The organism is Mesorhizobium sp. P3_A10 (assembly GCF_056403175.1).
In genome coordinates, this window is sequence record NZ_JBFUFZ010000005.1 from 107,336 (window position 1) to 119,596 (window position 12,261).

At 63.8% G+C, this 12,261-nt stretch carries 8 protein-coding genes; 4 read left to right on the forward strand and 4 right to left on the reverse strand.

Annotation, left to right across the window (positions count from 1 at the left end; translation table 11 throughout):
- Nucleotides 1-281 precede the first annotated feature (281 nt).
- From zwf to edd, 3 genes are all read left to right on the forward strand, one after another.
- On the forward strand, nt 282-1,751 hold the full coding sequence (gene zwf, locus AC1DXU_RS19960) for a glucose-6-phosphate dehydrogenase (protein ID WP_477311743.1): 1,470 nt from the start codon (nt 282-284) through the stop codon (nt 1,749-1,751).
- Nucleotides 1,733-2,449 carry a 6-phosphogluconolactonase gene (gene pgl / locus AC1DXU_RS19965; RefSeq protein ID WP_477371760.1) on the forward strand — a complete coding sequence of 239 codons (717 nt, stop codon included), beginning with the start codon at nt 1,733-1,735 and terminating at the stop codon, nt 2,447-2,449. The genes zwf and pgl overlap by 19 nt, the downstream gene beginning before the upstream one ends.
- Before the next feature lie 72 nt (nt 2,450-2,521).
- Nucleotides 2,522-4,345: a phosphogluconate dehydratase gene (edd, locus tag AC1DXU_RS19970; RefSeq protein WP_477371761.1), complete on the forward strand. Its 1,824-nt coding sequence runs from the start codon at nt 2,522-2,524 to the stop codon at nt 4,343-4,345.
- 69 nt (nt 4,346-4,414) lie between these two features.
- Here edd and AC1DXU_RS19975 read toward each other — a convergent pair whose 3' ends face one another.
- The 4 genes from AC1DXU_RS19975 to AC1DXU_RS19990 form a co-directional block, all read right to left on the reverse strand.
- The gene (locus AC1DXU_RS19975; RefSeq protein WP_477371762.1) at nt 4,415-6,073 is read right to left on the reverse strand and encodes a vWA domain-containing protein; all 1,659 of its coding nucleotides are present in this window, start codon (nt 6,071-6,073) and stop codon (nt 4,415-4,417) included.
- Nucleotides 6,074-6,194: 121 nt separating this feature from the next.
- Entirely contained in the window at nt 6,195-7,196 is a 1,002-nt protein-coding gene (locus AC1DXU_RS19980) for a GlxA family transcriptional regulator (protein WP_477311739.1), read from the reverse strand.
- Between the two features lie 17 nt (nt 7,197-7,213).
- A complete protein-coding gene (gene folD, locus AC1DXU_RS19985) occupies nt 7,214-8,113 on the reverse strand; it encodes a bifunctional methylenetetrahydrofolate dehydrogenase/methenyltetrahydrofolate cyclohydrolase FolD (RefSeq protein WP_477371764.1) in 900 nt (299 codons plus the stop codon).
- Nucleotides 8,114-8,324: 211 nt separating this feature from the next.
- Nucleotides 8,325-10,748 carry a GumC family protein gene (locus AC1DXU_RS19990; protein WP_477371766.1) on the reverse strand — a complete coding sequence of 808 codons (2,424 nt, stop codon included), beginning with the start codon at nt 10,746-10,748 and terminating at the stop codon, nt 8,325-8,327.
- 199 nt (nt 10,749-10,947) lie between these two features.
- Here AC1DXU_RS19990 and AC1DXU_RS19995 point away from each other — a divergent pair, with 199 nt between their 5' ends.
- The gene (locus AC1DXU_RS19995) at nt 10,948-12,243 is read left to right on the forward strand and encodes a lipopolysaccharide biosynthesis protein (protein ID WP_477371768.1); all 1,296 of its coding nucleotides are present in this window, start codon (nt 10,948-10,950) and stop codon (nt 12,241-12,243) included.
- The last annotated feature ends 18 nt before the right edge of the window (nt 12,244-12,261 follow it).

The following is a 12,261-nucleotide window of genomic DNA, read 5'->3' on the forward strand; positions in this document are numbered from 1 at the left end:
ATTGAGGATCATTGTCCCGCAAGCCGGCGTATCAAACAGGCCACGACCGTCGAAAGATGTGCATCCATCCTCGATTTCTCCTTTGGCTTTCGCGTCGATCCCGCTCTATGCTGCATCTGCGAAGGCTTCCCGGAACCATCGCCCGCCGACAAGCCTCCGGGTTGTGCCAGTGTCAAGGGTCAGGTTCCGACACTTAGATGTGACACCGTGGCACTGGAAAATTTAAATCGATTAGATTATATCAGCCGCGTACTCGTGACCGGCGTCAAAGCGGACAGACCATGACCAGCCAGATCATCCCCGTCGATCCTTTCGACTTCATCATTTTCGGCGGCACCGGCGATCTGTCGGAACGCAAGCTCCTGCCATCGCTCTACCATCGCCAGCGCGACCACCAGTTTTCCGAGCCGACGCGGATCATCGGCACGTCGCGCTCGAAAATGACCGACGAGGAATTCCAGGCTTTCGCCAAACAGGCGATTTCCGACCATGTCAAACCGGCCGATATCGACCCAAAGGAATTGAAGACGTTCCTGGCCCGGCTTTCCTATGTCTCGGCCGACGCCACCACAGGGGCCGGTTTCGACAAACTGAAAAAGGCGATCGGCGACAGCGACCGCATCCGCGCCTTCTACCTGGCGGTGGCGCCGGCGCTGTTCGGCGACATCTCGCACAAGCTCAAAGAGCACAAGCTGATCACGCCGAACTCGCGCATCGTGCTGGAGAAGCCGATCGGGCGCGACCTTGCCTCGGCACGCGCGCTCAACGATCTGGTCGGCGATGATTTCCATGAAAGCCAGATCTTCCGCATCGACCACTATCTCGGCAAGGAGACAGTGCAGAACCTGATGGCGCTGCGCTTTGCCAACGCGCTCTACGAGCCGCTGTGGAACTCCGCCAATGTCGACCATGTGCAGATCACCGTGGCCGAGACTGTCGGCCTCGAAGATCGCGTCACCTACTACGACAAGGCTGGCGCACTGCGCGACATGGTGCAGAACCACATGCTGCAGCTCCTGTGCCTGGTCGCCATGGAGGCACCGTCGTCGATGGACGCCGATGCCGTTCGCGACGAAAAGCTGAAGGTGCTGAGGGCGCTGAAGCGTATCAACGGCAACGAGGCGCCGAAGCAAACGGTGCGTGGCCAATACCGCGCCGGAGCCTCGGCCGGCGGACCAGTGAAAGGCTATGTCGAGGAACTCGGCAAGGAGAGCAGCACCGAGACTTTCGTCGCCATCAAGGCCGAGATCGGCAACTGGCGCTGGTCGGGCGTGCCGTTCTACCTAAGGACCGGCAAGCGACTGGCGACCCGCGTGTCGGAAATCGTCATCGAGTTCAGGCCGATCCCGCATTCGATCTTCGGCGACAGCGCCGGGCCTATTTTCGCCAACCAGCTGGTCATCCGGCTGCAGCCCGACGAGGGCGTCAAGCAGTTCATCATGATCAAGGATCCGGGACCGGGCGGCATGCGGCTGCGCCAGATTCCGCTCGACATGAGCTTCGCGCAATCCTTCGACGGCCGCGCGCCCGATGCCTATGAGCGGCTGATCATGGATGTCATCCGTGGCAACCAGACGCTGTTCATGCGCCGCGACGAGGTCGAGGCGGCATGGAAATGGATCGATCCGATCCAGAACGCCTGGGAGAGCGCCAGGCAGGAGGCGCAAGGCTATACCGCCGGCACATGGGGCCCTTCGGCTTCCATTGCGCTAATCGAACGCGACGGGCGGACATGGCACGAGAGCAACTAAACGGCGCGCCCTACAACTGGCACGCCTTTTCGGCACGCCCGGACCTGGCGGCAGCCCTTGCCGGCCGCGTTGCAGGCCGCCTGAGCGAGGCTATCGAAGAGCGCGGCACGGCGCTGCTTGCCGTTTCCGGCGGCACGACACCGGCGAAGTTTTTCGCAGCACTTTCGAACATCCCGATCGCCTGGAGCAAGGTCACGGTGACGCTGGTCGACGAGCGTTTCGTGCCGGCCTCCTCGCCGCGCTCGAACGCCGGACTGGTTGCCGCCAATCTGTTGCAGAACGCGGCTGCCGCCGCACGTTTCGTGCCGCTCTATCACGAGGCCGCAAGCATCGAGGATGCGGCGGTGTCCGACACAAGGGTGTTGCGCGCGCTGCCCTGGCCGCTCGATGCCGTCGTGCTCGGCATGGGAGCCGATGGCCACACCGCTTCGTTCTTTCCCGACGCCGACGAGCTGGAAAAGCTGCTCGACCCGTCTTCGGAAAGGATCGTGCTGCCGGTTCACGCAAGGAGTGCCGGCGAACCGCGGCTGACATTGTCGCTGGCGCGGATCGTCAGTGCCGGCTTCATCGCACTGCACATCGAAAGCGAGGACAAGCGTACCGCATTCGAGAGCGCGATGGGACCGGGAACGCAAAAACCCATTCGCGCCGTGCTCGACGCAGCTGAAAGGCCCGTAGAGGTCTTCTGGGCACCCTGATTTCAACTTGCTGAGGGTCCCGGCGAATAGCCGGAGGGTGTTTCCGGGACCTCGCCTGAAAGGACCTGTAACATGACCGCCAGACGCGACATCGAAGCCATCACCGAGCGCATCCGCCAGCGCTCCAAACCGGGCCGCGAGCGCTATCTGAGCCGCATCGCCGAGGCATCTAACCGCACCGCCAACCGGGCCGTGCTGTCCTGCGGTAACCTCGCCCATGGTTTTGCCGTCTGCAGCCCGTCGGAGAAGGTTGCACTCGGCGGCGACCGGGTGCCGAACCTCGGCATCATCACCTCCTACAATGACATGCTGTCGGCGCATCAGCCGTTCGAGACTTATCCGGCGCTGATCAAGGAGGCGGCGCGTGAGGCCGGCGGCATCGCCCAGGTGGCCGGCGGCGTGCCGGCAATGTGCGACGGCGTCACGCAAGGCCAGCCCGGCATGGAGCTGTCGCTGTTTTCGCGCGACGTCATCGCCATGGCGGCCGCGATCGGCCTGTCGCACAACATGTTCGACGCCGCCGTCTATCTCGGCGTCTGCGACAAGATCGTGCCGGGGCTGGTGATCGCAGCACTGACCTTCGGCCACCTGCCGGCGGTGTTCATCCCGGCCGGGCCGATGACGACAGGCCTGCCCAATGACGAGAAGGCCAAGGTCCGCCAGCTCTATGCCGAGGGCAAGGCGGGACGGGTGGAACTGCTCGAGGCCGAGTCCAAGTCCTATCACGGGCCGGGCACCTGCACCTTCTACGGCACAGCGAACTCCAACCAGATGCTGATGGAGATCATGGGCCTGCACACGCCGGGTGGCTCCTTCGTCAACCCCGGCACGCCGCTGCGCGAAGCGCTGACCCGGGAGGCGACGAAGCGGGCGCTGGCGATCACCGCGCTCGGCAACGCCTACACGCCGGCCGGCCGGATGATCGACGAACGCTCGATCGTCAACGGCGTCGTCGGCCTGCATGCCACCGGCGGCTCGACCAACCACACCATCCACCTGATCGCCATGGCGGCCGCGGCCGGCATCGCCATCACCTGGCAGGATATTTCAGACCTGTCGGAAGCCGTGCCGCTGCTGGCGCGGGTCTATCCGAACGGCCTTGCCGACGTGAACCATTTCAACGCCGCCGGCGGGCTCGGCTTCCTGATCCGCGAACTGCTTGACGAGGGCATCCTGCATGAGGACGTGCAGACGGTGTGGGGCGAAGGCCTGCGGCCCTACGCGGTCGAGGCCAAGCTCGGCGCCGATGGCGCCGTGGTGCGCGAAGCTTCGCCCAGCGTGAGTGGCGACGAAAAGGTGCTGGCGCCGTTCAGCAAGGCGTTCCAGCCGACCGGCGGGTTGAAAGTGCTGTCAGGCAATCTCGGCCACGCCGTCATCAAGACCTCGGCGGTGAAGCCGGAGCGGCGCATTGTCGAAGCGCCGGCCAAGGTTTTCGACAGCCAGCAGGGGCTGAACGAGGCGTTCAAGGCAGGCACACTGACCGGCGACTTTATCGCCGTCATCCGCTTCCAGGGGCCGAAGGCCAACGGCATGCCGGAACTGCACAAGCTGACCACCGTGCTCGGCATCCTGCAGGATCGCGGCCAGCATGTGGCGCTGGTGACCGACGGGCGCATGTCGGGCGCATCCGGCAAGGTGCCGGCGGCGATCCATGTGACGCCGGAAGCGGTCGAGGACGGGCCGATCGCCAGGATCCACGAGGGCGACATCATCAGGCTCGACGCCGACGCCGGCACGCTGGAAGTGCTGGTGCCGGCCGGAGATTTTGCCCTACGCCGGACGGCGGACGCCGACCTGATCGGCAATGAGTTCGGTTTCGGCCGCGAACTGTTTGCCGGCTTCAGGCAATTGGTGGGCCGCGCCGACCATGGCGCCAGCGCCTTCGGAACGGCCTGAGCGGATTGCTGTCCCGTTCATGAAAAAGGGCGGCTCATGGCCGCCCTTCTTGCGTTGGATCATACGGTGCTATTGCACCGTTAGCTCGGCCCGCTCGCCGGCCTTGACCGTTACGGCGCCTTCCTTCGAGCTGTTGTCCGACTTCTCCGAGACGACCACATAGTCACCGGCCATTATCGCCGCCTGATACTTCTGGTCGTAGGCGTAGCCAAGCGACTTGCGATTGCCGTTGATGTCCTTCTTCGCTTCGAAAATCTCGATCTTCGAGGCGCCGGGCGCGGTGATTGCCAGAACACCAGCGTTCATGGCGACTTTCACATCCTGGAATTCACCGGTCTTGACGGTGAATGGCTGTTCGACGACGGCGAGATCGACGGTCGCGATCAATACATAATCGTCCGGCGGCAGATCGAACTTGCTGTCGGGACCATAGGCATAAGTCACCTCTTCCCTGGTGCCGTCGATCTTCTTTTTCGCCTTGAACACCTTGAAGCCGATGCCCGAACCGTCGGCCTTGTCGCCGCCGGCGGTATAGTAGGCGTTGGCAACGACATGGCCGACGCCGACGATGATGTCCTTTTCGACCGTCTTGCCGGCAGCGAGCGGGATCGTCTCCGTGGCCACGCCCTGGCCGATCGTGACAGTCACCTTCTCGTCGCCGGCCGGCAACACGGTCTTGGTGGTGCCATAGTAGGTCGCGGGATTGTCGGCGCCCGGATAGTCGATCACGACTGCCGCCCCATCGACGACATCCGCCCCCGCGCTTGGCCGCGGATGAATGATGAGCGTGCCGGCATTCAGGGTGAACAACGGCTTGTAGACCTGGCCTGCCTCGATCTTGAGCTTCTGTTCGGTCCTGGCCTCGCCGTCGCGCGCGACGATGATGTAGTCGCCCGGCTCCAGATTGCCCTTGTAGGCGCCGTATTCGGTGGTGACGTTGTCGCCGCGCGTGCCATCGGACTTTGCCTTGTAGATTTCCCAGGCATTGCCGTCGGTGACCGGATCGCCGCCTTCGGCAAGCACCAAGGTCGGCAGCAGATTGAATTCCGGCTTTTCTGGCTCGGGCGCGGGTGCCGGAGCCGGCGCCGGTTCGGGCGCAGGCGCGGGTGCCGCGACGGTTTCGACCAGCGCTTCCTGCAGCGCTTTCTCGTCAGACGCCTGGATGTATTTGCCGCCGGTGTTTTCAGCGAGACAGGCGATCTGCTTGCCTTCGTCGGCGGTCAGGCCAAAGCCGACGACATCGGCGGTAAAGTCGATGCCAGACGCTTCCAGTTCCTTGCCGAGCGCGCAAGGGTCGCCGCCGCAGGTTTCAAGTCCGTCGGTGATGAGAACGACGGTGGCCTTGTCCTCGGTGTATTTCAGTGCCTCGGCCGCCTGCTTGACGGCTGATGTCAGCGGCGTCTTGCCGAGGAATTTCAGACTGTCGGCGGCGGCCGAGATCGCGCTGGCGGAACCGGCCTGCGGAGGCACGATCAGCTCGATGTCGTCGCAACTGCCCTTCTCGCGATGGCCATAGGCCATGAAGCCGATCTCATCGTCGGCGGGAACCGACTGCAGCACGGTCCTGAGCGATTCGCGGGCGATTTCGAGCTTGGGCTTGCCGTCGATCTGCGCCCACATGGAACCGGAGGCGTCGAGAATGATGATGACCTTGTTTGCCGCGAAGCCGAACGTCGTCATCGACAAAAGGAGAATCGCCGCAGCGACGCTCCGTGCAAGTCCCGCCATGAAAGTCTCCTCAAGTCCGCCCTGATCCGGGCCGGAAAGCTATTTGACGCGGCGTCAGGACACAAGCCCGAACGCGGCTGCTACGGGGCCGAATGCCGAACTTTCGAGCAAGCGAATCCGCTCAGTAGGTCGTGCGCCGCTCTTCCGAAGGCGGCCGGCCGAACTGCAGCCGGTAGCTCTGGGCAAAATAGGAGTGCGAGGTAAAGCCGGTGGCGATCGCCACGTCGAGGATCGGCATATTGGTCTGGCGCAACAATTCGCGCGCCCGCTCGAGCCGCAGCCGCATATAGTAGCGGCCGGGAGTGACAGTGAGGTGGCGCAAGAACAGGCGCTCGACCTGGCGCACCGACAGCCCCGCCGACTTCGCCAGCTGTACCGCCGACAGCGGCTCGTCGAGGTGGTCGGCCATCAATTCGACGATGCGCCGCAGCTTTTCCGATTTGCCGGTCAAGTCGCGTTCCGGTCCGACACGCTGGCGATCGCCGGCGGAGCGGATGCGTTCGTGCTGGAACTGGTTGGCGACGCCGTTGGCGAGGTTGGAGCCGAAATCGCCGCGCACGATCTCCAGCATCAGGTCGATCGAGGTGGTGCCGCCGGCGCAGGTGTAGCGCTTGCGGTCGATCTCGAAGACGTTGCCAGTGCAGTTGATGTCGGGAAAGCGCTCGACGAAGCCGGCGCGGTTTTCCCAGTGGATGGTGCAGCGATAGCCGTCGAGCTGGCCGGCTTCAGCGAGCAGATAGGAACCGACCGACAGCGCGCCGAGCGCGTTGCCACGCCGGCCCCAGCTGCGCAGCGCCGCCAGCACCTTGCTCTTGCCGGGGAATTCGGTGGTCAGCCCGACCGAGACGAACAGGATGTCGACCGGCGGCAGATCGGCAACGGCGTAGTCGATCTTGAGCGGCAGGCCGTTGGAGGCCATGACGGAATCGCCGTCGGCCGATACCGTCGTCCAGCCATAGAAATCGCGGCCGAGCAACCGGTTCGCCGAGCGGAACGTATCGATTGCCGCCGCCAGCGAAAACATCGAAAACTTGTCGACCAGCAGGAACGCGAACTGCCGGCCACCGCCTTGAACGGGATCAGTTATGACCGGCCGTTCCGGGGGAATAGTGAGGTTCGGCAAGGCTGGCGGCTTTCTGGTCAGAAGGACGGCCGTTTCAATCCGGCCGCAAGATAGGCGGAGGCTACTGTGTTGGCCATCAGCATGGCAATGGTCATCGGCCCGACGCCGCCCGGCACCGGGGTAATGGCACCGGCCGCCTTCGCCGCCTCGGCATAGGCGACGTCGCCGACGAGACGGGTCTTGCCTTCGCCCTTCTCGGGCGCGGCAATGCGATTGATGCCGACGTCGATGACGGTGGCGCCTGGCTTCACCCAATCGCCCTTGACCATTTCAGGTCGGCCGACGGCGGCGACCAGGATGTCGGCAGTGCGGGCGAGCGCCGGCAGATCCTTGGTGCGGCTGTGGGCGATGGTGACGGTGCAGTTGGCAGCGAGCAGAAGGTTGGCCATCGGCTTGCCGACAATGTTGGAGCGGCCGACGACAACGGCATTGAGACCGGACAGGTCCTTGCCGCGCACGCGTTCGATCAAAAGCATCGAACCGGCAGGCGTGCAGGGAACGAAGGCGGTTTCGAGCTCGCCGGTGCCGAGCTTGCCGACATTGATGAAATGGAAGCCGTCGACATCCTTCTCCGGCGCGATGGTCTGGATGACCTTGCCGGCGTCGATATGGGCCGGAAGCGGAAGCTGTACCAGGATGCCGTTGATGGCCGGATCGGCGTTGAGGGCGCCGATGATGCCGAGCAGTTCCTGTTCGGAGGTCTGCGCCGACAATGTGTGCTGGACCGAATGGAACCCGCATTCCTTGGCGGTGCGGGATTTGGAGGCGACGTAGACCTGGCTCGCGGGGTCTTCGCCGACGATGACCACGGCAAGACCGGGTTGCCTGGCGCCCTTGGCCGTCAATTCGGCGGTGTACGCCTTGACCGTGCGCACCACGTCTTCGGCGACGCTTTTTCCGTCAATCAACTCGGCCATGAACTATCCTTCGACACCGTTCCACCCAAAGCGCAGTACTGGGCGCTTTGGCACTTGTTCACGCATGCCGTTGCCCCAAAAACGCTCGGCACTTTTGGGCGACATGCAATTTGTGCGGCATTTTCACGAAAATTCGACCGGGCAATCCCGTCAGAGCGCCGTCAGATGCCGTAAACCCGAAACCGGCATGTTTTATTCGCTGCTGGACGTTTTAGAAATAGCGGCGGCGCGAGCGGTTTTCGGTGAGTTCGCGGACCGCTTCGCGGAATTCGCGCAGGCTGTTGCGGATTTCCTCGACCTGGGTCTGCTCGGCGGGATTGGCGACCGGTGGTGCCGCGGCAGCCGGGGGCTGCCGATAGTGTGTCTGTCCCGCATAGGGCGGCATCGGCTGCGGATAGGGGGTGCCGGTCGGTGGCTGCATCTGCAAGGCTTGCACCGGCGGGTAGCCAGGCTGCGTCCCATAGGGGTAGGCCTGGTCATGCGGGGCCGGATACATCGGCGGCTGTGGCATCATGTGAGCGGGCAATGGCGGCTGTTGCGGGTGGGCAGCATAGGCGTCTTGCCGGAAATCGGGCGCCGGATAGAAAGCAGCCCCCTGCCTCGGATAGCCACTTTCGACCGTCGCGGGTGAGACGGGTTCAGCGGCGCGGGTATCGGAGGACTTTTGTGTCGATGCCTTGCCAGGCATGATCTTGCCCACAGCCGAGAACAACCCGAACAGACCAGAACGTTCAGCGCGAACGCTCTCGACCGGAGGGGCAGGCGGCTGCGGTGCCTGATATGCCTTGTCTTCGACAGCTATGCGCCGCTCGTCCGGGCTGCGGCGCGAGCGGGAATTGGCGGTCTCGCGCAGGCTCTGATAGGCGCCGCGCATGGCGCCGAGGCCAATGCCCGCGGCCATGCCCAGCAGCAGCCCGGCAAGCGCGGTAACAGCACGCGAAGGGCCTTTCGCCTCAAGCGGTATGTAGGCCGGCGACATAACGCTGATGTTGGCGGTGTCGATGTCCTTCTGCTCGGCGGTCTCCTTGGCGCGCAGAAGATATTGTTCGTAGACGGAACGCTTGGCGGTGGCCTCGCGCTCCAGTTCGCGCAAGGTGACGAGGTCGTCGTTGACATCGCCGCTGCGCACCTTCAGCTGCGCCAACCGGGAAGCAAGGCTCTGTTCGAGCTGGACCGCGCGCTTCAGGTCGACCTGCAGCGACGAGGCAATGCGGGCGAGCTCGCCGGCGATGCGCTGGCGCGAACCGGCAAGCTGGGCACCGAGCGCCTGCAGTTCGGGGTGACGCGGCCCGAGCCGCACCGCGGCGCGGTCGGCCTCCTGCTTCAGCGCCGCATATTGCGAGCGCAATTCGCTCATCGTGTTGGAGTTGATCTCTTCCGGCAAAGTGCCGTTGAGAACCGAATTGACATCGAGCGAGCGCGCCGACGCAGCCCGGGCGTTGAGTTCCAGCGTGCGGGCGCGGGCGATGGCGAGCTGTTCGTTGAGCTTGAGCATCTCGTCGTCGCTGATCAAATGGCCCTGCGCGTCGACGAGGTCATGCGTTGCCCTGAAATCCTCGACCTTGCGTTCGGACGTCTCGACGCCCTTGCGCAATTCATCGAGCCTGGCTGTCAATTCGTTGGTTGCGCGGCCGGCAGTTTCGGACTGCATGGCGCGGGAAGCCTCGATGAAGACCCTCGTTACCGTGGTTACGATATCGGCGGACTTCTGGGGACTCTGTGTGATCGCGCCAACGGTCAAGACAAAGGTCTTGCCGCCACGCTCGACAGACAGGCTTTCGGCCAGATTGCTGATGGCGAGCGACTTGCGGCGCGCCAGGTCGACCGCGCCGTTCTTGTCGTGCGAGAACAAAGAGTGGATCAGCGAGCGGATCGAGAGCCCGCCCGAGCCCTGGCCATTGAATTCGGGATCGTTGACCAGATCGAGTTTGGGGTCGTCGACGACCTTGCTCAGAACGTTGCCGGAAGTCAGCAGACGCGCCTTGTTTTCGATGAGTGCCAGCGTGGCATCGGAGGCAACGACCGACTGGGTGAGATCGCGCTCGGTGAGCTTGAGGTCGCGCGGATCGACGACAATTTCGGTGGAGGACTCGTATTTCTTCGGCGTCGACAAAGCGATCGCAACGCCGAGTGCCGCGCCCAGTATCGTCGTGGTGACGATCAGCATCTTCGACCTGGCAATGCCGCCGATCACCTTCATCGGATCGATCAGCGGTTTCCATTCCTGGCTGTCGGCATCGTCGCGGGAAGACCGGTGCTCGCTACCGGCGTATCGGGGCTCATAGGCGGCAGCGCTGGGACGGTAGCCCTCGGAGACGCCGGCAGGCTGGTCGCGCAGCCTGGCTTGCGGGTAGCCGCCTCGAACCCTGTCCGCTTCCAGCCGTACCTCAGCCTCCGAACCAGCCTGAAATTGGGATGTCTCGGGGGCCACAGCAGGCGATGGAGTCGCGCGCGCCTCGCGTTGCGAGCGGGCGACGCGATGGCGCGTGGCGGCATCCTCGCGCCATGACGAGTCGGCGCGGTCGCCGAGCGAAACCAGCGAAGCGTCGGCCTCTTCCTCGCCGCGCACAGCCTGGCCAAGTGCAAGCAAGGAGCGCTCACGCTTCCAGTCTTCACGGTTTTGCCTGTCGACCATTGTCTTGGAGCTTACTCTCTGGCGGCTTGGAAGCGGCAGTCAGCCAATCGTTAAGCCACGCTAAACAGGCATAGGAAACAAAAGGTTAATTTCGGCGATTTGAGGACGCAGTTTCTCTCTTTGGTTGTATGTTTGCGGAGGCTAATAAAGGGGCTCAAAACCGCACGTTAAGCTTTCCGCGCTAGGCATTACGCGAGATATGACGCAGGCCAATCACATACCGCAAAGGCGGCCCCTCGCCCGGATCGGCACCTTTCTGGCCGAACGACGGGGGCTGGTTCGCGACTATCTCTCGGCGATCAGCGGCGCCGGCGGGCGACTGGTGTTTTCGCTCGCCTATTTCATCGCGCTGGCCAACACGCTGTCCATCGCCGAGTTCGGCATGTTCGCCACCGCGTCGGCGGCCGGTGTCATGCTGTCGCGCATCCTCGCTTTTGGCTTCATCTCAGCACTTTATCGCACGGCCACCATCCGCCCCAATTTGATCGGCACCTTCACCGCCGGCTTCCTGCTGCTTGGCGTTGTGTCCTTGCCGCTGCTGGCCGCTGCCTCCTACGGCGTCTACCTGATCTTCTTTGCCAGCAATGTGCCGCTGGCGGTCTTCGCCGCGATCGTCTTTGCCGAAACACTCTTGTGGCGGCCGGTCGAGGTGGTGCTGATCGTCAACAATGGGCTCGGCAAATTCGGCCGCGCCGCCGTGCTGGCAATCGTGACCACGGCCTTCCGCGCACTCGGCGCGGTGCTGTTCATGCTTTCAGGACAGCACAGCGTCTCGGTCTGGTCGTGGTTCTACATCGGCGCCAACGCCGCCTCGCTGCTGCTTGCCTTCGGCTTCTACTATCCACGCCAGCGGCTCAGGCTGCGCACCGAACTCTATCTCAGGCGCCTCGCCGATTCGATCTATGTCGCCGGCGCCGAAGTGCTGTTCTATCTGCAGTCGGAATTCGACAAGCTCTTGGTGCTGGCGATCGGCGGGCCGCATCTGGCCGGTATCTACGCCATCATCATGCGGCTGGTCGACCTGACGGCGATCCCGATCCGCACCTTCTCGATGATGCTGGTGCAGCGGATGATGCGGGCGCCGGAACTCCTGTCGCGCCTGGTGGTCAAGAGCGGCATCGAGGGCGGCGTCTTCCTGGTCTCGACACTGGCACTGGCGACGCTTGGCGTCGTGCTGCATTTCTTCCCCAACGCGCTGGGCAAGAATGTCGCCGAGGCCGCCCCTTTGGTGGCGCTGGCGATCTGCGTGCCGGGACTGCGCAATCTGGTCGAGTACCAGGCCGAGCTTCTGTTCGCGCGCGGCCAGACGCTGGTGCGGGCGCTCAATCTCGGCCTGCTGGCCGGGCTGAAGGCGGTGCTGCTGACCTATGTGCTGACCACCATCAGCGACACGCCCAATCTGGTGCTGTCGCTCAACGTCGTCTTCCTGCTGCTGTACCTCGCCTCGGCGCTGCTCACCTATTCGGCAATGCGCCAACCGGCAAAGCCGGTCTAGAGCCTCTAGAGCCTCTAG